An 18,397-nucleotide genomic window follows, 5' to 3' on the forward strand; every position below is an offset into this window, starting at 1 on the left:
TCCTTTCCGCGCCGGGGAAGAACCCGGCAAGTAAGTATGGCTCAGCTATATTTATTGCAGGACGCGCCGCGGTGCAATGCGATGAAAGCGATTATCCTGACAGGGGAGCCGTCCTTTGCCGGTTTTGCTCGCGCCAGGCCGCCGGGCTGAGAGAGGTGACGCGCCGGAATTCCCGGTTGAAGTTCGATTTGGTCTGGAAACCCGCCTCCAACATCGCCGATGTCACCGGCATGTCCGTTTGGCCGAGCAACCGGCAGGCCTCGGCGATTCGGAAGTCGTTGATATATTGCGATACGTTGCGGCCCTTCCGCCTATTGACCGCGCCCGAGATCGCCCGCGCCGGAACGCCCGCGCGCCGCGCCAGCCGCGATAGGGTCAGGTTCTCGTCGCGAAACAGCTTTTGCTCGGTCATCAGCCGGTCGATGCGGGCGAGCACGTCCTGATCCTGCGCCGCCATGGCCGCCGTATCTTCCGTCTCCGGGAGAGGAACGGCTTTTGCCCGCGCGGCGATGATTGCCGTGACGCCGAGCAGAAGCAGCCAGAACAGATTGGCGTTTCCTACCAGCAGCGCGGCATTCCTGCCCTTGCTCCATTCGAAATCGAGAAATATCGCCAGATCGAACAAGGCCGACAGGCAAAGCGACGCGGCGGCGAGAACAAGCGCCCGGTGCGCCGCGACCGCGCCTTCAAGCCGCGCCTCGTCCAGGCTATCAGGTCCCGTGCGGCCAAGGTTGAGGATAGCCAGCGCGTATCCGATGAAGAGCGCGATCAGCGCCGCGTCGATCCATTCCTGCGCCAGCAGCAGCAATAGGACGATGCCCACCGGCGGCCCGGCTATGGAAAGCCACTGTATGGAGTTTTTATCGCGGTGAATGAGGCTGCGAAAGCTGGCCAGCACCAATGGCGGAACGCAGCCGGCAACCACGGGAAGCACATAACGCAGCTCCCTGATGTCATACCCCCAGCGCAAGCCGACGATGACCGACTGCACGGCGCATAGCGCGACCAGCGCCAGAAACGGCCGGTTGCCCCCGGCGTACCCATGGTTACGCAGCAGCGAGGCAAGCAGGATCGCAAGCAGCATGGCGACGGCGAAGGGAAGGGGAATGAAGATCACGGCACGCTTCGGACTGATGTTTGACCCGTCCATCATGGCCTGGAATGCGATCGAAGGCGACCTTGATCATGATCGAGGACGCTGGAAAGGCGCGATGGCTGCAAGGGTTTTCCGGTGTTATCAACCCGGAGCAAAAAATTATGCGACTTCATATTTTATCATTGGCGGCATTGCTTTGCGCCACCGTCGCGCCTTGCCATGCAGACGAGGCGGGCGTACGGCAGATCGGCGTAGCCGCCCCGCAACGCGGCCAAGAACTAGCGGTTACGGTGTGGTATCCCGCTGAAACCGGCGGCACTTCGGTCCTGATCGGCGACAACGCGTTGTTCAAGGGCTCGCAGGCATTCCGGGACGCGCCCGCCGCCAAAGGGCGCTTTCCACTGGTTCTGCTGTCACACGGATCGGGCGGCCGTGCCGAGGGAATGGGCTGGCTGGCGACAGAGCTGGCGAAAGCAGGCTTTGTTGTGGCTGGTCCCAATCATCCCGGTACGACCAGTGGCGATTCGACCCCTGCCGACACACCCAAAATATGGGAACGGACGCAGGATCTGACCGCAATCATGGACAGGCTGACGACCGATCCGCAATGGCGCAACACCATTGACCCGGACCGCATTGGTGTGGTCGGCTTCTCGCTGGGAGGAACCGCCGCCATGGAAATCGCAGGCGCGCGGGCCAATCTCGAAGCCTTTGCCCGCTATTGCGACAACTACACGAAATGGGATTGTGCCTGGTTCGGAGGCGGCAAGGGCTATGTCGGCGGTAAAATGGTCAAGGTAGACAAAGTCGACCTGCGCAAAATCGACAGAACCCGTTTCGAGCAATCCAACCTCGACCGCCGCATCAAGACGGCCGTGCTGATCGATCCGGGCCTTGCCCAGGCCTATGATTCCCAAAGCCTCAAGGAAATCGCCATCCCGATGCATTTCATCAATCTGGGCAGTGGGAGCGAAATACCGCCGGGTGTCATCGCGGACAAACTCGCTTCGCTCACGCCGCGTGGGACTTATGTGACGGTGAAAGACGCAAATCATTTCAGCTTTCTGCCCGAATGCAAGGAAGGCAGCGCCGATTTGCTGAAATCAATGAAGGAAATCGACCCGGTTTGTGAAGACAGCGGCAAGCGCTCGCGGGCGGATATTCATTCGGAACTGTCCCGCCTTGTGCTGGAGGCGCTGAAGGGAAGCCTGAAAGCGGGATTTTAAGATGTAAAATCAGCGGCGGTTGTCGTCTGATTGAGAGAGGACCATCGCTGATCAGAAAAGCGCCTTGGCAAGTGCGGCGCTCGACTATCAGCGATTTCCTCTATCCAACCGTCATCCTCGGGCTTGACCCGAGGATCCACGGCTAAGGGCGGAAACGGAGTTATCACTCTCGACAGGATCGCTGAATATGGCGGGCATATTGATCGCACCTTTGCTGGAATGCGTAGATGCGACGAAAACGTCAGTGCTACTCAGCCATGGATCCTCGGGGCAAGCCCGAGGATGACGGCTGGAGAAGGAGGCGCTTGAGAAGAAGCGCTGTCCCGCAACAGCCTTTGGGACGTCTTACTCCGGCGCGCTCGTCTGCAGCGCCAACGCGTGCAGCACGCCGCCCATATTGCCCTTGAGGGCGTCGTAGACCATCTGGTGCTGCTGGACGCGGGATTTGCCGCGGAAGCTTTCGGCGACGACTTCGGCAGCATAGTGGTCGCCATCGCCGGCGAGGTCACGGATCGTCACCTTCGCGTCGGGAATCGCGTCCTCGATCATTTTCTGAATGTCGCGTGCGTCCATTGCCATTTGTCGTCTCCCCATGCAGGCGGTCGATCCCGCATTTGATTCTCGTCTTCGAGTCGCGGAATGCCATCCTCACCATGATATGGAGAGGATGGCCGGTAGCGTCAATCCGTGTCTTGGGTGCTATTCCGCCGCGCCGCCCATATAGGCCGGGAACCAGCCTTCATAAGCGTGCGTCAGCGCCTCGACCGTAACGCTGAGTACGCCTTCGACCGCAAGCGCGGTGCCGCCGACAGTGCCCAGTGTACGGAAGGGTACGCCCGCGCCTTCGGCGTTGAGCGTGATGAGCCGCGCCATGTCGGGCTTGGCGGCGACGAGGTAGCGGGCCTGGTCCTCGCCGAAGAGGAGCGCATGGCGCGGGCCTTCGCCGATATTGACCGACGCGCCCTTGCCGGACTTGATGCACATCTCCGCGAGCGCGATGGCAAGGCCGCCATCGGAGAGGTCGTGGCAGGCGGTCAGCTGGCCGTTGCGGATGGCCGAACGGACGAAATCGCCATTGCGCTTCTCGATGCCCAGGTCCACCGGGGGCGGCGGGCCATCGGCGCGGTCATGCAGGTCGCGGAGATAGACGGATTGGCCCAGATGCGTGCCGTCGCCGCCGAGCAGCACCAGCACGTCGCCTTCCTCCATCCCGCCGATGCGGGCCATCTTGCTCCAGTCGGGGATGAGGCCGACGCCCGCAATAGTCGGGGTGGGGAGGATCGCCTCGCCATTCGTCTCGTTATAGAGCGAGACATTGCCCGAGACGATGGGGAAGGCGAGGGCCCGGCAGGCTTCGCCGATGCCGCCGATGGCCTTGACCAGTTGTCCCATGATTTCCGGCTTCTCCGGATTGCCGAAATTGAGGTTATCTGTCGCCGCCAGCGGCTCCGCGCCCACGGCGGTGAGGTTGCGCCAGCACTCCGCGACGGCCTGCTTGCCGCCTTCGAACGGATCGGCCTCGACATAGCGCGGCGTCACGTCAGAGGAGAAGGCGAGGGCCTTGGTCTCGTGGCCGTCGACGCGCACGACACCGGCATCGCCGCCCGGAATCTGCAGCGAATTGCCCTGAATCAGCGTGTCATACTGCTCATAGACCCAGCGGCGCGAGGAAAGATCGGGCGAGCCAATGAGCTTGAGCAGCGCGGCGGCGTAATCCGTAACCTCCGGTACGCTCTCGGGGCTTAGCGGCGCATGGCGGCCCGGCTCTTTCCACGGACGGTCATATTCCGGCGCTTCGTCGCCCAGTTCCTTGATCGGCAGATTGGCGACTTCCTGACCTTGATGCAGGATGCGGAAGCGCAGATCGTCCGTCGTCTTGCCGACGATGGCGAAGTCGAGGCCCCATTTGCGGAAGATCGCTTCGGCTTCCTTTTCTTTCTCCGGCTTCAGCACCATGAGCATGCGCTCCTGGCTTTCGGAGAGCATCATCTCATAGGCGGTCATGTTCTCTTCGCGCACCGGCACATGGTCGAGGTTGAGCTCGATGCCGAGATCGCCCTTGGCGCCCATTTCTACCGCCGAGCAGGTGAGGCCCGCCGCGCCCATGTCCTGAATGGCGATGACCGCGCCCGACGCCATCAGTTCTAGGCAGGCTTCGAGCAGGCACTTTTCGGTGAAGGGGTCACCGACCTGCACGGTCGGGCGCTTCTCCTCGATGGACTCGTCGAATTCGGCTGATGCCATTGTCGCACCGCCGACGCCGTCGCGGCCCGTCTTGGCGCCGAGATAGACAACCGGCAGGCCGACGCCTTCGGCCTTGGAATAGAAGATCGCGTCGGTCCTGGCGAGACCGGCAGCAAAGGCGTTGACGAGGATATTGCCATTATAGCGCTTGTCGAAATTCACTTCGCCGCCGACCGTCGGAACGCCGAAGGAATTGCCATAGCCGCCGATGCCGGAAACCACGCCGGAGATGAGATGCCGGGTCTTGGGATGATCAGGCGCGCCGAAGCGCAGCGCGTTCATCGCAGCAATGGGACGCGCGCCCATGGTGAACACGTCGCGCAAGATGCCGCCGACGCCTGTCGCCGCGCCCTGATAGGGCTCGATATAGGAGGGGTGGTTGTGGCTTTCCATCTTGAAGACCACGCAATCGCCATCGCCGATATCGACGACGCCGGCATTCTCGCCCGGCCCCTGGATAACCTGCGGCCCCGACGTGGGCAACGTGCGCAGCCATTTCTTGGAGGATTTATAGGAGCAATGCTCGTTCCACATGGCCGAGAAAATGCCGAGCTCCGTGAAGGTAGGCTCGCGGCCGATCAGGTCGAGAATGCGCTGATACTCATCCGGCTTCAGGCCATGGGCGGCGATCAGGTCAGGCGTGATGGCGATGTCGTTGCGAATGGTCATTCTGTCCGGTTTCTTCTTCGTTCGGCCCAACGGGCGCTGCCGATTGTTTGCTTGGGCCTATAATGCAGTTCCTCTTTCGATGGAAGGCTCGGGGACCGGTTCCCGGTATTTGCGCGGCTTAAACATGGGGCAACTTTTCTCTGGGATGTTCGTTGAACACAGTTGAGGCGACAGGAAAGACTCCTATGTGGCGCTCGCTACGGATCAGAACGCTCATTGCCGGCTTGCTGCTGGCCGTAAGTCTCGGGGGAGCGGAGGCGAAAGACCCGCAAGGCGCGCTCGGGGCGAATTTCAATGAGCATCTCGCGGATTTGCGGTTCGACGAGTTGGAGCTAGGTCAGACAAAATGGGTGCGCGGCTTCTATGCGATGCCGCTGGCCGACAAAAAAGCGCCCATGGACGATCCCGGAATTCGCAAGTTTCTGCAGGCGAGGGAACGCGGTTATGGAGTCGTGCTCAACATGAAATTCCCGTATCAGAGGCGGGCCTTTCCCAAGCCTGGAACACCTCAAATGGCCCGGGAGATGCGGCGGGTGACGAAACTGCTGAATGCGGTGATGGGCCGGGTGGACATTCTGGTCATCGGAAACGAACCGTTCATCGAGAGCCGCCGCACGGACCGCAACGAGAATTTGAACGCGTTCTACGAATACATCACCAAGCAAGTAATAGCCTTCCGTCGCGACAGTTGCGGGGCCAACTGTTCGACGCAGCTATATCTTGGTGCGCTCAATGGTCTGCAGAGGGCAAAGAATCACACCGCTGCAACCGACCGCTGGGTCCGCTACGCTGCAAGTGAGCCGGACATAAGGGGCGTGGACATCCATCCCCATGTGGCTTCGATCGAAGACTCCCGGCCTTTCGTCGATTATGTGCTGCAACGGCTTCGGCCTGACCAGCGATTTCTGGTCACCGAGTTTTCGCTGGTCCGCCACTGGAAGAAGCATCTGACCGATGTTGCTCCCGCCGGTTTCCTCAGCCGGTACGACATGGCGGCAAATTTGAAGGTCTGGCAGGTAATCGGCGCCGCGATCAAATCTCCGTTTCCTCAGGCAAAGTGGAACGACTTCCTGGCTTCGAGTCCATGGTATGAAAGCCGGAGGAACTATATCTGCAACCAAATGGCGTTGTTTCGCGCCACCAGGCGTTTAGCGGTTGCGACCCACGGATATATACAGGGCCGCTCGGCAGCCACGAACTGGGGGCCGGACAAAACGCCCTGGTTGCTCAATAGCGTATTCGCGCAGCAGACTGTGCGGAGTTGGCCGGACGGTACGCCTGGCCGCGGATATGCCTGGATCGACAATTTCCGCCGTTGCGCCGAAGCCAATCCTTAATGCCTATTCCATCCCGTCAAACCCGGCCCCGGCATTGTCGAGGAGGCGGCGGATGATGGTGAAGCCGCGGCGAACGTCCTCGCGCGTTTCGAGGGTCGAGAAGGCGATGCGGACGCAATGGCAGATGCGGTCCGCCTGGCCCACCTTGAAGGCGTCCGCTTCGAGGATGGCGATGCCCGCATCGAGGGCGGCGTCCTTGAATGTGCCGGGCAGCCAGGGATCGGGCAGGGTGAGCCAGATATAGGGGCAGCGGGGATGGCTGATGAAGCGGTGCCCGGCCAGGATTTCGCGGGCGATGGCTTCGCGCTCGCCCATTTCCTCAAGCACTGCCGCCTTGAACCGCGCCGCCTCGCCGCTGAGCACAAGCCGCGCCGTTACCTCCGTCATCGCGTAGGGCAGGCCGCCGGTCATCAGCTTCTTGGCGTTGATGATCTGCCGGATAAAAGCGGGGGGCGCAGAAACCCAGCCGATCCGCAGCCCGGCGCTCAATGTCTTGGACACGCCAGAGACGTGGAAAGTCCGCTGCGGCGCAATCGCGGCAAAGGGCGGCGGTGCATCCTCGAGCGCGTTGCCATAGATATCGTCCTCGACGATCCAGACATTGTAGGCCTGCGCGATTTCTGCGATGCGCCGGCGGTTTTCCTCCGGTATGATCGTCATGGTCGGGTTGTTGAGCGTCGGGATGACGACAAGCATCTTCGGATGGTCACGCGCACAGACACGCTCGAAATCGTCTGGATCAAGCCCGTCATCGCCGCCGCGCACCTTGATCGCGCGCCGCCCGATCAGCGCCGCGCCACGGGCGAGGGGGCTGTAAGTCATGTCCTCGAAGGCAATCCGATCGCCGGGCATGGTCATGGCGGCGATGATGTTCTCGATGCCGCTGAGCGCCCCCATCACGGGAATGACCGTTTCCGGTGCAGGGCGCCAGCCGCCGGTGGCGAGCCACTCTGCCCCCGCCTCGCGCCAGTCCGCCGACATTGTGCGGGTATAATCCTGTGCCAGATGCGGCTCGTCGGTAAAAATCCGTGCGAGCATCGGCCCTATCACCGCCGACTGGCCGATATCAGTCGCCGCGGTTGAATCCATGCGCAAGGCATTAGCAAGCGGCGGCGGCAGGTCGATCCGTGCATCGCGGAAAACCATGGCGGCCGCCAAAGGCGCCGCATCATCCCGCGCCAGCACATAGGTGCCCCGGCCCACCTCGCCGGCAACGAGCCCGCGCTCGGCCGCAAGCGCATAGGCTCGGCTGATTGTCCCTATTGTCACCTTCAGATCATAGGCGAGATCGCGCTGTGGCGGCAGGCGCGTGCCCGCCGGGAGGGCGCCGTTGCCGATGTCGCGATCCATCGCGTCTGCGATGGCTACGTATTTAGGACCAGGGAAGCCGGATAGGTCGGGAAGCCATTTTGTCATGGTGACAATGTTTAGGTTGAAAACAAAATGGAGTCAATAAATGGTGACAATCGGGCGACGGAATAGTTTTGGTGTGAATACAATGGATGCAATTAGGACAATGACGCCTAGGGTACGGGCAAAATATCCGACATGTCAGCAAAAGCGGGATATTGAAGTTGAGGCAGGGTCGGCAACAATCCGGCAATGGGCCGCCTGGGTTTTGCACAGCTTCGCTATCAGGCGCAGTCGCAAGGCGCTTCTGGAACTAACGGAAGATCAACTGCGCGACATCGGCCTGACGGCTGATGATGCATCCCGGGAAGGCCGCCGCCCGATCTGGGACCGCAGAACGAAATATGACTGGTGGAGATGAAGGGGCTGGGTACGCTATTCTGTCATCCGCCGGAGCAAGCGATGTGCGCCAGCTGTTTGTTTACTGGCGCGCGCCTCCGTTGCCTGCCGTCAATGGCTGGGGCGATGAACCGCTGGCTTCATATTGGCGCGTTCCATCATATTGCGCCTTAACTTCATGGATACCGGTACCCGGCACATTAACGCCGCTCGCTGTCGCTTCGCCTTTGACAACCGCCTGTATCAGCTGGACGCTGGCAGATCCGCCCCAGGGCCATCCTCCCATTCCTCCCGTAACGGAATCGGATGCGCCGTCCCCATCATAGTCAGCCACCCAAACATACCCCTTGGCGCTTCCCACCGTTACGGTTTGCTGGTCGAATTGCCATGCACCCGTACCAAGGCCTATGTCAGCGTGATTGCTATTGGAGACGATGAAATCCCGTTGGCTGTCTCCATTGAAGTCGCCGACCTTTACATGAACGGGCGCAACGGACAGGGGTAGCGGATCGCCGATTTGTGAAAAGCCGCCCGCGCCGTCCCCGTTGAGCAGAAAAAGCGCGTTTCCGGCGCCGGTGGCGAGATCGAGCGTTCCATTATCGTCGAAATCATCAATATGCAGGCAAGTGCCATTGTACTCGGCGGACGGCTGTATCGTCGTAAAGGGGCCGAAGCCGCCATAGCCATCTCCCGGGTAAAAAAACAGGAGGTCGGGAGGTTCAAAATTGGACGCGCGGCTAGAACTGCTGAAGCCACCCAAAAGGAAATCCAGTTTTCCGTCATTGTTGAAGTCATTCAGGGCAACCTGACATCGAGATATCGGGTCCCTGTATGGTTGGGTATCGAATATCGTCGCCACGGATTGGCCTTCGGTGAAAGTACCGTTTCCCAATCCTGTAAATGTAAAAAATCCTTCGATGGTTTCATCGTTTTTGTAGGCGGGCAGATTAAGGAAAACATCAAGAACGCCGTCTCCATTCAAGTCCCCGCTCTCCACATAGCGATAGGGAAAGGCGCCGAGGTAATTTCCGGGCAGATAGACCGTGACATTGCTCACAATGGGTGCTGCGTCGAATGTGCCGTCACCATGTCCTTTGTAGACATTCAGCACGACCTCCACGGATTTAGTTCCGCTATAGTTCTCGTTCCAATTAAGATAATCCAGGTGGCCGTCCGCATCGAAGTCGCCAATGACCATGTTTCCATAATTCGAACCCGAATTGGCCACGGGCCAGGTGGTAAAGGAGCTATAGGAAAAGTTACCGGTACCGTCATTGATCAGAAAATTGGCCGTACCCGTATTGGCGCTGGTTACATTGTCGCTCACAAGGTCGGGAAAGCCGTCCTCCTTGATGTCGGCAACGATCCCGCTTTCGCTTGACGGCCAGGACTGTGGAGCGGGGACCGACGGAAAGGTCAGGCTGGCGGTGCTTCCCAGCACATCCGCGCCTGCCAATTCGGCATCGCCGTTGGTCGTGTCCAGAAATGATACCGAGCCGCCGATGAGCGCCTGCGTGCCAAACCCGGTCACATGCGCTGTGAGTGTGTAAGCGCCGACAGTACCGGACGGTTTGTCTAAGGTCGTGATCGTTTTGTGGCCGCCGATGGTGACGGAGACCGGCGAGGACGTGGCCGAACCATAGGCCGGGTTGCCGTTCGGCATAGGCAGGAACAGGGCCTTGTATTGATGCTTCATGGCCGGCGGCGGGCGCAGGCGGAAGGTCGCGGTGCCCTCAGCCAAGCCGCTCGACACCACCGGCATCTCGCCAAATTTGCGAAAACCTACACAGGATTTGGCTATGGCGGAGGCATCGCACAGCCGCACGATGCCGCGCGTCAGTTTGTGGCCATCTGAAGTCAGGGTGGCGGTAAAGGTGATGACGTCGCCGGCCTTCGCAGTCGTCTTGTCGGCCTGCAGCGTCACCGTGGGCGTTGTCTGGGCAGCCGCGCCATTGCAAAGGAGGCACAGGATAACGAGAGCGGCGGAAAACACGCCGGAGAAAACCGCGTCCATTGACAATTCCTCAATAAACGGCTTCGTTAAATAGTTTTCGGTTCAAATAAATGCTTAATTGCAGGCGATAAGCTTCGCTTGCAATTATTTATCATGTTTCGTGATTAAAATCTACCGATAGTTGCAGATATCGCCGCAGGCAAAGCAGCTCGATAGCCGCTCGCGACTGGCTGGATTTATGTCTGCAGTAATCAGCCGGCGCACCTGTTATCTCCCGCCGCCCAGCGGTGGACATCGGAGGCGATGCGCTTGCCGTTCGACTGGTGCATCAGCGGGCCGAAAGTTTCGAGCCGGGCCGGATTTCCTTCCGCCTGAACGACGAGGAGAGGGCGGTCCGCCGGGTTCTTCGCGGGCACCACGAGGATGCGCGGGCGGCCGGAGAAGGAGTTCAATTCCGGCGCGAGCCGGTAGGGGCGGAACGCGGCATCCTTCGACTTGAACCAGCAGGAATTGGCGGCGAGGGCCACGCGCTCCATGGTGGCGAGCGCCGTGTTCTCCCGCGAGACGATGCGTGCGCGAGGTTCCGGTTTTCTCTCCGATTGGCAGGCCGTAAGAGATACGAGCGCTGCAACGGCTGCAATCGCGAGAAAAGCCTTTTTCATGCACGAACTCCGGAAAGCGGGGGGATGGAAACACCGAACCGGCAGAATGACCTTCCGCCGGTTACCGTTTGATGTACGGGTTGTGCTGCGCCGCAAAAATTAAGCGGCGAGGCCGAGCAGGCCGGAGAAAAGGGCGCGGCCATCACTGCCGCCATGGGCGGATTCGATCAGGTTTTCCGGGTGCGGCATCATGCCCAGCACATTGCCGCGCTCGCTGACGATGCCGGCGATGTCGTTGATCGAGCCGTTGGGATTGGTGCCTTCGGCATAGCGGAAGGCGACCTGACCTTCGCCCTCGATGCGCTTCAGCGTCTCTTCGTCGGCGAAGAAATTGCCGTCATGATGGGCGACCGGGCAGCGGATGATCTCACCCGCCGCATAGCCGCGCGTGAAGGCGGTGTTGGCGTTGCTCACCTCCAGCTTCACCTCGCGGCAGACAAATTTGAGCGAGGCATTGCGCATCAGTGCGCCGGGCAGGAGGCCCGCTTCGAGCAGGATCTGGAAACCGTTGCAGACGCCCATGACCATGACGCCCTTTTCCGCCTTCTCGCGGATCGCGTTCATGACAGGCATGCGCGCGGCAATCGCGCCGCAACGCAGGTAATCGCCATAGGAGAAGCCGCCGGGAATGACGATCAGATCGACATCCGGGATTTCCGTGTCCGTCTGCCAGACGGTCTGCGGCGCCTTGCCGGAAATTTTCGTCAGCGCCGCGATCATGTCACGGTCACGATTGAGGCCGGGGAGAAGGACGACAGCTGATTTCATGAGTGTGGGTCAAACCTTGCTTGTGCTTCTTGGAAGTCGCGAAGATCGAGGCGAGTCTCAATCCGGTCGAGACGATTTTCCATATGGGCCACGCTTGCGCGCACGTTGTTCACATCGCCCTGCATTGCATGGAGCTGATTGCGAATTGCCACATTGTCGTTCCGCAACTCACTAATAGCGTGATCAATCTTATCGAAGCGCTGATGTATCCGGCGGAGGAGTTCATGCAGCAAGTCTTGCGATATTTCGCTCATGTCGACAGCTCCGAAAATCGATATCCTCTGGCCGACAGCTCTTTCTTCGTTTTCTCTATGCGTTCCCGTCCTTCCGCCAATTCCCTGTTGGTATCCTGAAGAAGGACGAGACACTCATGCATGGAAGCAGCAAGATCCTGCACCTGACGATCGAGCACGAGGACTTCTCGCAAAAGACATTCCCGGTCGATTTCCGCCACGCGCTTCTCCAATTCTGCCCTTAAGCGATCTCCACACTATAATCTTCAATTACAGTATTGGCGAGAAGCTTGTCGCACATGGCCTTGAGGCGGGTTTCGGCCTCGCTGCGGTCCTTGGTGTCGAGCTCGACATCGAAAACCTTGCCCTGGCGCACGGAATTGACGCCCTCGAAGCCCAGACCGCCTAGCGCGCCGGCAATAGCCTTGCCCTGGGGGTCGAGAACGCCATTCTTCAACGTAACGGTGACACGTGCCTTGATCACTGTTCTATCCTGCCATTTTTATAGCCGCATGATCTTATCCGAAAAGTCTGCAACTTTTTGCTGCCGCTGACCTTCGGTCCGGGATCATGCTCGATCACTTAACCAGAACCGGGCCGGTGGGACGGGGCGGCTCGTTCTCGTTCATGATGCCGAGACGGCGCGCCACTTCCTGATAGGCCTCGACCAGCCCGCCCATGTCGCGGCGGAAGCGGTCCTTGTCCAGCTTGTCGTTGGTCTGGATGTCCCAGAGGCGGGCGGAGTCGGGCGAAATCTCGTCGGCCACGACAATGCGCATCATGTCGGCTTCCCACAGGCGACCGCATTCGATCTTGAAATCGACGAGCTGGATGCCGACGCCAAGGAACAGGCCGGAGAGGAAATCATTGACGCGGATGGCGAGCGCCATGATGTCGTCGATTTCCTGCGGGCTCGCCCAGCCGAAGGCGGTAATGTGCTCTTCAGAGACCATGGGGTCGTCGAGCGCATCGGCCTTGTAATAGAACTCGATGATGGAGCGCGGCAGCACCGTGCCTTCTTCCAGGCCGAGGCGTTTGGCGAGCGAGCCGGCGGCGACGTTGCGCACCACCACTTCGAGCGGGATGATCTCAACTTCCTTGATCAGCTGCTCGCGCATGTTGAGGCGGCGGATGAAGTGGGTCGGAATGCCCATCCGGTTCAGCTGCGTGAAGATGTGCTCGGAAATGCGGTTGTTGAGGACACCCTTCCCGTCGACCACTTCATGTTTCTTTTTGTTGAAGGCGGTGGCGTCGTCCTTGAAAAACTGGATCAAGGTTCCGGGCTCAGGTCCTTCATAGAGGATCTTGGCCTTGCCTTCGTAAATACGGCGGCGACGATTCATTGAACTTCCCAGATGTCTGACTTGATCGGGCGGCCTTCTGGCCGCAGTGCTCGCGCGCTACCTATAGCAAACGGCCCCAATTCACAATCATGCTTTGCCGCTCCTTCGCGTTTTTCGTTCCCGAGTCGCCTTTCGGATTCTCCGATTGATCTTGCGCGCCTCTTTTGATTTAGACAAGGCGAGTACCCTGTCGAACACGGATTCGGGCCGAAAAACACCAGCGCTGGAGTTAGATGATGACCGGAATGGACGAACGCAAGGATGCCTTCGAAAAGAAATTCGCCCATGATGCGGAGTTAAAATTCAAGGCGGAGGCGCGTCGCAACAAGCTTCTGGGCCTGTGGGCGGCGGAAAAGCTGGGCAAGACCGGCCCCGATGCCGAGGCCTACGCCAAGGAAGTCGTCGCGGCGGATTTCGAGGAAGCGGGCGACGAGGATGTGTTCCGCAAGGTCCGCGCGGATTTCGACGCGGCCGACGTTGCGGTGACGGACGAAGCGATCCGCAGCGCGATGGTTGAGCTTCTGCAGGAAGCCGTGCGGCAGATTCAGGAAAATTGAGGCATCCCCTCCCGCGTCATCCTCGGGCTTGTCCCGAGGATCTACCATAAGAAGCAGGATAGATTACCGTCCTGATCGAGCGCGCCGTAGTGGATTCTCGGGACAAGCCCGAGAATGACGGCGCAGTTGCTTAAAGCCGCGACAGGAACTGCGCGAAGACCATTGAGCCTTCGGGCCACGGCCCATGGCCGGAATCGGCGTTTATATGTCCGGCTTCGCCCGCATCGATGAAGAGCGATCCCCAGGCATTCGCGATATCCTCGGCCACTTCATAGTTGCAGAAGGGGTCGTTGCGGCTTGCAATGACAAGAGACGGGAAGGGAAGCGGATCGCGCGGGTAGGGGCCAAAGGTCATCAGATGGCGCGGCTTGATCTTGGGATCGGCCACATCGGGCGGCGCGACGAAGAAACCGCCTTTCACTTTGTCCTGGATTTCCGGCAGCGCATGGATCGCCGTCGGCACCCCCAGCGAATGGGCGACAAGAACGACCGGCTTGGTCGCCGCGTTCGCCGCCTTCACCACTTCCGCCACCCAGTCATCGCGCACCGGCTTCGACCATTCGGCTTGCTCGACGCGCCGCGCGGTCGAAAGCTTCTCCTCCCACCGGCTCTGCCAATGGTCGGGCCCGGAATTGGTGTAACCGGGGATGATGAGAATATCGGCGTCCTGGACTTTCATAGCTCCCATTTAAAGGCAGGTTCGAAGAGCTTCAAGCGCTTGGCGAAGCTTTTGACGGCATTTGGTGAACAGCTTGTTCTCCGAATCGTGGCTTGCCGGTGAGGGCAACAATGGCGATTTAGGGGCAATCGAAGGCGCATGATTATATCCGAAAGGCTCGTAACTTTAGGGATCGTGCGATAGAATGGAGAGCAGAAATGAGTAGGGTGCCTTTTGCGGTGACGACGCCCGTCCGGGTCGCCAGGATCGGGCTGAAGGCGAAGGATGCGGAGGTTGTTTCTGCCTGGTATCAGGATATTGTCGGCCTCAGGGAAATGGCGCGGCGGGGGAGTAGCATCGTGCTTGGGGCAGGGGACCGGGAACTCGTCGAAATCGAGCAGTTTTCCGCTGCCCGTCCGGACGATCCGCGCAGCGCCGGGCTTTATCATACGGCCTTCTTGCTACCCTCGCGCGGCGACCTTGCCCGCTGGTCGCATCAGGCCATCGACCGGCATATCCCGATTGCCGGCGCATCCGATCATCTGGTCAGCGAGGCGATTTATCTTACCGATCCGGAAGGCAATGGCGTCGAGATCTACGCCGACCGCCCGCATGAGAGCTGGCGCTGGAACGGCGGGAGGATTGCGATGGCAACGGAAGCGCTCGATGTCGGCAATCTCCTGCGCGAACTGGAGCAGGACCGGCGGATATGGGAAGGCGCGCCCGAGAACACTGTCATCGGCCATGTGCATTTGCGTGTCGGCAACGCGGCGGAGGCGGAAGGCTGGTGCCACAGGGAAATCGGCTTCGACACCGTGCAGACCTATGGCGACCGGGCCGTGTTTCTCTCTTCCGGCGGCTATCACCATCACATCGCCGCCAATTCATGGCAAAGCCCCCGTGCTGGCAAACGCGACAAGGACCGCACCGGGCTGGCCTGGGTGGAACTGGAGGATACGCGCGGAGAGAAGGGGCGAAGCCTCGAAGATCCCTGGGGCAACGCCATCAACATCGTTGCTGCGTGAAAAGAAAAGCCCCATGTCTTCAATGACATGAGGCTCCTCGTTCTGGCAGGAATGTTACTTACTTCCCGAACACGCGCCTGAAGATCGTGTCCACATGCTTGGTGTGGTAACCGAGGTCGAACTTCTCACGGATCTGCTCTTCGGAGAGCGCAGCGCGCACATCCTGGTCGGCCAGCAGTTCCTCGAGGAAATCTTTGCCTTGTTCCCACACCTTCATCGCATTGCGCTGGACGAGGCGATAGGCGTCCTCGCGGCTGACGCCGGCCTGCGTCAGCGCCAGCAGCACGCGCTGCGAATGGATGAGGCCCCGGAACTTGTTCATGTTGGCGAGCATGTTATCGGGATAGATCACCAGATTCTCGATCACCCCGGCCAAACGGTTCAGCGCGAAATCGAGCGTGACGGTCGTGTCCGGCCCGATGGCACGTTCGACACTGGAGTGCGAGATATCGCGCTCGTGCCAGAGGGCGACATTCTCCATTGCCGGGACAACCGACATGCGTATCAGCCGGGCGAGGCCAGTGAGGTTCTCGGTCAGCACCGGGTTGCGCTTGTGCGGCATGGCCGACGAGCCCTTCTGGCCCGGCGAGAAGAATTCTTCCGCCTCCAGCACCTCGGTGCGCTGCATATGGCGGATTTCGATGGCGATGTTCTCCATTGATGAGGCAATCACGCCCAGTGTGGCGAAGAACATGGCGTGGCGATCGCGCGGGATGACCTGCGTTGAGACCGGCTCGGGCGTCAGGCCCAGCTTGGCGCAGACATGCTCTTCCACGCGCGGGTCGATATTCGCGAAGGTGCCGACCGCGCCTGATATGGCCCCAGTGGCGATTTCTGCGCGCGCGGCAACGAGGCGGGCGCGGCCCCGCGCCATCTCGGCATAAAAGCGCGCGAAGGTGAGGCCCATCGTCGTCGGCTCGGCATGGATGCCGTGGCTGCGGCCGATGCGCACCGTATCCTTATGCTCGAAGGCGCGCTTCTTCAGCGCCGCCAATACGCGGTCCATATCAGCGATAAGGATATCGGCGGCGCGGACGAGCTGGATGTTGAAGGTCGTGTCCAGCACATCCGACGAGGTCATGCCCTGATGCACGAAGCGCGCATCCGGTCCGACGAATTCGGCCAGATGGGTCAGGAAGGCGATGACGTCATGCTTGGTCTCGCGCTCGATCTCGTCGATGCGGTCGATGTTGAACTCAGCCGCGCCGCCCTTTTCCCAGATCGTCTTCGCCGCCTGCCGCGGAATGACGCCAAGCGCCGCGAGCGCATCGCAGGCATGGGCCTCGATCTCGAACCAGATGCGGAACTTCGTTTCGGGAGACCAGATGGCGACCATTTCCGGCCGCGAATAGCGCGGGATCATATGTTCATCCTGTTGGAGTTGATTGCCTCGCGGTCTATAGCGATATCGCGCAAATCGCAACAATCACAACACGCATAGCAACACTCCGGATTACTTCTTCCCCAGCGCCGCCGCGCGGATGGCGTCGATATTGGCCTTGTAGCTGGCGACCGAGCCGCCCTTGTAGATCGCCGAGCCTGCCACGAGCGCGTTGGCTCCGGCCTTAACCGCTTCGCCCGCCGTTTCAGCCGTGATGCCGCCATCCACTTCGATGTCGATGGGGCGGTTACCCACCATCGCTTTGATGCGGCGGATTTTCTCGAGCGTTGCGGGGACGAATTTCTGACCGCCGAAGCCGGGATTGACCGTCATGACAAGGATCAAATCGACATCATCGAGCACATATTCCAGCGCGCTCTCCGGCGTGGCGGGGTTCAACGACACGCCTGCCTTCTTGCCCAGCGCCCGGATCGTCTGCAGCGAGCGGTGCAGATGCGGACCCGCCTCGGCATGGACGGTGATGATGTCGGAGCCGGCCTTGGCGAAGGCTTCCAGATAGGGGTCGCAGGGCGCGATCATCAGATGGGTATCAAAGACCGCCTTGGTCAATGGCCGTATCGCCTTCACCACATCGGGGCCGAAAGTGATGTTCGGCACGAAATGCCCGTCCATGACGTCGATATGGATCCAGTCTGCGCCGGCCTCCAGCACGTCGGTGACTTCCTGGCCGAGCTTCGCGAAATTGGCAGCGAGGATCGAGGGCGCAATGATGAGGGGGCGCGGCATGAACAACTCCCGGAAATGAGCTAGCGCTTTATCGCGATGATGGATTTCTTAAGTCCCATCACCTTTTCATGGGTGATCTCGGCATCCCCAAACAACTTCCGCATCTGGCGTGTCGAGATGATGCTGTGATGCTGGATGATATCGCGCGCTTCCTCATAAGAGCCGATGCGCGGGAAGAAGCCAAGGGCGAAGCGCTGGATGAGCGCTATGCGGACACTTTCCGGTAGGAACTGGAAACCAAGCATGCGGAAGTGCGGCTCGTAGGGAAACCAGTAATTCGGCGTCTGCACGTAATAGCGTTTGCCGAGACGCCGTGTATTCCTGGCGAATTCCGTCATGCGGCTCCAGTCGCCGACATGCTCGATCACCGAATTGGAATGGACGAGGTCGAATTGCCGGCCGGAAAAAAGTTCGGGGTTCGCGCCGTCTCCGGCAAGCGAGGTGAATACGGCGGTATCGCGCACCGGCGCCAGTTCCTGCTCGAGATTGACGAGCGTGATCTTCAGGCGTCCCCGGTGCTGGTTGATGAAATCCTCACCGATCAGCCAATAGCCTTCCGTGCCGCCAAGGTCGAGAACATGTGCCTCGCCGCGCTCTTCCAGCGCGTCTTCGATAAGCTCACGGACTTTGGCGAAGCGGCGCGCGCGAAATGTAAACTCAAGGCTCGTACGATCCGCATAAGGATTTCTGGCCTTGGCATCTTCGGTGGACATTGCTTTTTCTCCCGCTGTGTCCGCTATAGCTCCGT

Annotated in this window: 20 protein-coding genes; 5 read left to right on the forward strand and 15 right to left on the reverse strand. The window is 60.1% G+C overall.

Features of this window, described 5'->3' with window-relative positions:
* Window positions 1-91: 91 nt before the first annotated feature.
* A complete protein-coding gene (locus ACOWVG_RS10150) occupies window positions 92-1,117 on the reverse strand; it encodes a helix-turn-helix domain-containing protein (protein WP_420961904.1) in 1,026 nt (341 codons plus the stop codon).
* 140 nt (window positions 1,118-1,257) lie between these two features.
* Between ACOWVG_RS10150 and ACOWVG_RS10155 the strand changes: the two genes are divergently transcribed.
* Entirely contained in the window at window positions 1,258-2,322 is a 1,065-nt protein-coding gene (locus tag ACOWVG_RS10155; protein WP_420962406.1) for an alpha/beta hydrolase family protein, read from the forward strand.
* A gap of 345 nt (window positions 2,323-2,667) precedes the next feature.
* Here ACOWVG_RS10155 and ACOWVG_RS10160 read toward each other — a convergent pair whose 3' ends face one another.
* Together ACOWVG_RS10160 and purL are read right to left on the reverse strand one after the other, a co-directional pair.
* The gene (locus ACOWVG_RS10160) at window positions 2,668-2,901 is read right to left on the reverse strand and encodes a BolA/IbaG family iron-sulfur metabolism protein (RefSeq protein ID WP_068881667.1); all 234 of its coding nucleotides are present in this window, start codon (window positions 2,899-2,901) and stop codon (window positions 2,668-2,670) included.
* A gap of 120 nt (window positions 2,902-3,021) precedes the next feature.
* On the reverse strand, window positions 3,022-5,235 hold the full coding sequence (purL, locus tag ACOWVG_RS10165; protein WP_420961907.1) for a phosphoribosylformylglycinamidine synthase subunit PurL: 2,214 nt from the start codon (window positions 5,233-5,235) through the stop codon (window positions 3,022-3,024).
* A 185-nt stretch (window positions 5,236-5,420) separates the two neighbouring features.
* On the opposite strand from purL, the gene ACOWVG_RS10170 reads away from it, so the two are divergent.
* Window positions 5,421-6,572 (forward strand): hypothetical protein, encoded by a 1,152-nt coding sequence (locus ACOWVG_RS10170; protein WP_420961908.1) that lies wholly within the window; start codon window positions 5,421-5,423, stop codon window positions 6,570-6,572.
* 3 nt (window positions 6,573-6,575) lie between these two features.
* Here the strand turns inward: ACOWVG_RS10170 and ACOWVG_RS10175 are convergent, their stop codons facing one another.
* Window positions 6,576-7,988: a PLP-dependent aminotransferase family protein gene (locus ACOWVG_RS10175; RefSeq protein ID WP_420961910.1), complete on the reverse strand. Its 1,413-nt coding sequence runs from the start codon at window positions 7,986-7,988 to the stop codon at window positions 6,576-6,578.
* A gap of 100 nt (window positions 7,989-8,088) precedes the next feature.
* On the opposite strand from ACOWVG_RS10175, the gene ACOWVG_RS10180 reads away from it, so the two are divergent.
* Window positions 8,089-8,343: a DUF1127 domain-containing protein gene (locus ACOWVG_RS10180; RefSeq protein WP_420962407.1), complete on the forward strand. Its 255-nt coding sequence runs from the start codon at window positions 8,089-8,091 to the stop codon at window positions 8,341-8,343.
* Between the two features lie 60 nt (window positions 8,344-8,403).
* Here the strand turns inward: ACOWVG_RS10180 and ACOWVG_RS10185 are convergent, their stop codons facing one another.
* The 7 genes from ACOWVG_RS10185 to purC all read right to left on the reverse strand — a co-directional run bounded on the left by ACOWVG_RS10185 (window position 8,404) and on the right by purC (window position 13,281).
* Window positions 8,404-10,335, reverse strand: coding sequence for an FG-GAP-like repeat-containing protein (locus ACOWVG_RS10185; RefSeq protein WP_420961912.1), 1,932 nt, complete (start codon window positions 10,333-10,335; stop codon window positions 8,404-8,406).
* Between the two features lie 191 nt (window positions 10,336-10,526).
* The gene (locus ACOWVG_RS10190) at window positions 10,527-10,937 is read right to left on the reverse strand and encodes a hypothetical protein (RefSeq protein ID WP_420961914.1); all 411 of its coding nucleotides are present in this window, start codon (window positions 10,935-10,937) and stop codon (window positions 10,527-10,529) included.
* A 99-nt stretch (window positions 10,938-11,036) separates the two neighbouring features.
* Window positions 11,037-11,705 (reverse strand): phosphoribosylformylglycinamidine synthase subunit PurQ, encoded by a 669-nt coding sequence (purQ, locus tag ACOWVG_RS10195; protein ID WP_420961916.1) that lies wholly within the window; start codon window positions 11,703-11,705, stop codon window positions 11,037-11,039.
* Entirely contained in the window at window positions 11,702-11,959 is a 258-nt protein-coding gene (locus ACOWVG_RS10200) for a hypothetical protein (protein WP_420961918.1), read from the reverse strand. Before ACOWVG_RS10200 ends, purQ begins: the two co-directional genes overlap by 4 nt.
* Entirely contained in the window at window positions 11,956-12,159 is a 204-nt protein-coding gene (locus ACOWVG_RS10205; protein ID WP_420961920.1) for a hypothetical protein, read from the reverse strand. The genes ACOWVG_RS10200 and ACOWVG_RS10205 overlap by 4 nt, the downstream gene beginning before the upstream one ends.
* Window positions 12,160-12,179: 20 nt before the next feature.
* The gene (gene purS, locus ACOWVG_RS10210) at window positions 12,180-12,422 is read right to left on the reverse strand and encodes a phosphoribosylformylglycinamidine synthase subunit PurS (protein WP_420961922.1); all 243 of its coding nucleotides are present in this window, start codon (window positions 12,420-12,422) and stop codon (window positions 12,180-12,182) included.
* A gap of 94 nt (window positions 12,423-12,516) precedes the next feature.
* Window positions 12,517-13,281 (reverse strand): phosphoribosylaminoimidazolesuccinocarboxamide synthase, encoded by a 765-nt coding sequence (gene purC / locus ACOWVG_RS10215; RefSeq protein WP_188822112.1) that lies wholly within the window; start codon window positions 13,279-13,281, stop codon window positions 12,517-12,519.
* Window positions 13,282-13,514: 233 nt separating this feature from the next.
* Between purC and ACOWVG_RS10220 the strand changes: the two genes are divergently transcribed.
* Window positions 13,515-13,838 (forward strand): DUF1476 domain-containing protein, encoded by a 324-nt coding sequence (locus tag ACOWVG_RS10220; RefSeq protein ID WP_420961924.1) that lies wholly within the window; start codon window positions 13,515-13,517, stop codon window positions 13,836-13,838.
* A 130-nt stretch (window positions 13,839-13,968) separates the two neighbouring features.
* Here ACOWVG_RS10220 and ACOWVG_RS10225 read toward each other — a convergent pair whose 3' ends face one another.
* Entirely contained in the window at window positions 13,969-14,517 is a 549-nt protein-coding gene (locus tag ACOWVG_RS10225) for an alpha/beta hydrolase (RefSeq protein WP_420961925.1), read from the reverse strand.
* Between the two features lie 197 nt (window positions 14,518-14,714).
* Between ACOWVG_RS10225 and ACOWVG_RS10230 the strand changes: the two genes are divergently transcribed.
* Window positions 14,715-15,521, forward strand: coding sequence for a VOC family protein (locus ACOWVG_RS10230; protein ID WP_420961927.1), 807 nt, complete (start codon window positions 14,715-14,717; stop codon window positions 15,519-15,521).
* A 58-nt stretch (window positions 15,522-15,579) separates the two neighbouring features.
* On the opposite strand, the gene purB is transcribed toward ACOWVG_RS10230, so the two are convergent.
* The 3 genes from purB to ACOWVG_RS10245 form a co-directional block, all read right to left on the reverse strand.
* Window positions 15,580-16,884, reverse strand: a complete 1,305-nt coding sequence (gene purB / locus ACOWVG_RS10235) for an adenylosuccinate lyase (RefSeq protein ID WP_420961929.1) — start codon at window positions 16,882-16,884, stop codon at window positions 15,580-15,582.
* A gap of 90 nt (window positions 16,885-16,974) precedes the next feature.
* Window positions 16,975-17,649: a ribulose-phosphate 3-epimerase gene (rpe, locus tag ACOWVG_RS10240; RefSeq protein WP_420961931.1), complete on the reverse strand. Its 675-nt coding sequence runs from the start codon at window positions 17,647-17,649 to the stop codon at window positions 16,975-16,977.
* A 20-nt stretch (window positions 17,650-17,669) separates the two neighbouring features.
* Complete coding sequence (locus ACOWVG_RS10245) at window positions 17,670-18,362, reverse strand: methyltransferase domain-containing protein (protein ID WP_420961933.1); 693 nt, start codon at window positions 18,360-18,362, stop codon at window positions 17,670-17,672.
* Window positions 18,363-18,397 lie beyond the last annotated feature (35 nt).

Source organism: Brucella sp. IR073 (assembly GCF_049065735.1).
Lineage (GTDB): Bacteria > Pseudomonadota > Alphaproteobacteria > Rhizobiales > Rhizobiaceae > Paramesorhizobium.

Bases quoted from the DNA above. Each gene is read 5' to 3' on its own strand.
- ACOWVG_RS10155 (WP_420962406.1), top strand. From the start codon at position 1,258: ATGCGACTTCATATTTTATCATTGGCGGCATTGCTTTGCGCCACCGTC.
- ACOWVG_RS10160 (WP_068881667.1), bottom strand. From the start codon at position 2,901: ATGGCAATGGACGCACGCGACATTCAGAAAATGATCGAGGACGCGATT.
- purL (WP_420961907.1), bottom strand. From the start codon at position 5,235: ATGACCATTCGCAACGACATCGCCATCACGCCTGACCTGATCGCCGCC.
- ACOWVG_RS10170 (WP_420961908.1), top strand. From the start codon at position 5,421: ATGTGGCGCTCGCTACGGATCAGAACGCTCATTGCCGGCTTGCTGCTG.
- ACOWVG_RS10175 (WP_420961910.1), bottom strand. From the start codon at position 7,988: ATGACAAAATGGCTTCCCGACCTATCCGGCTTCCCTGGTCCTAAATAC.
- ACOWVG_RS10180 (WP_420962407.1), top strand. From the start codon at position 8,089: ATGACGCCTAGGGTACGGGCAAAATATCCGACATGTCAGCAAAAGCGG.
- ACOWVG_RS10185 (WP_420961912.1), bottom strand. From the start codon at position 10,335: ATGGACGCGGTTTTCTCCGGCGTGTTTTCCGCCGCTCTCGTTATCCTG.
- ACOWVG_RS10190 (WP_420961914.1), bottom strand. From the start codon at position 10,937: ATGAAAAAGGCTTTTCTCGCGATTGCAGCCGTTGCAGCGCTCGTATCT.
- purQ (WP_420961916.1), bottom strand. From the start codon at position 11,705: ATGAAATCAGCTGTCGTCCTTCTCCCCGGCCTCAATCGTGACCGTGAC.
- ACOWVG_RS10200 (WP_420961918.1), bottom strand. From the start codon at position 11,959: ATGAGCGAAATATCGCAAGACTTGCTGCATGAACTCCTCCGCCGGATA.
- purC (WP_188822112.1), bottom strand. From the start codon at position 13,281: ATGAATCGTCGCCGCCGTATTTACGAAGGCAAGGCCAAGATCCTCTAT.
- ACOWVG_RS10220 (WP_420961924.1), top strand. From the start codon at position 13,515: ATGATGACCGGAATGGACGAACGCAAGGATGCCTTCGAAAAGAAATTC.
- ACOWVG_RS10225 (WP_420961925.1), bottom strand. From the start codon at position 14,517: ATGAAAGTCCAGGACGCCGATATTCTCATCATCCCCGGTTACACCAAT.
- ACOWVG_RS10230 (WP_420961927.1), top strand. From the start codon at position 14,715: ATGAGTAGGGTGCCTTTTGCGGTGACGACGCCCGTCCGGGTCGCCAGG.
- purB (WP_420961929.1), bottom strand. From the start codon at position 16,884: ATGATCCCGCGCTATTCGCGGCCGGAAATGGTCGCCATCTGGTCTCCC.
- rpe (WP_420961931.1), bottom strand. From the start codon at position 17,649: ATGCCGCGCCCCCTCATCATTGCGCCCTCGATCCTCGCTGCCAATTTC.
- ACOWVG_RS10245 (WP_420961933.1), bottom strand. From the start codon at position 18,362: ATGTCCACCGAAGATGCCAAGGCCAGAAATCCTTATGCGGATCGTACG.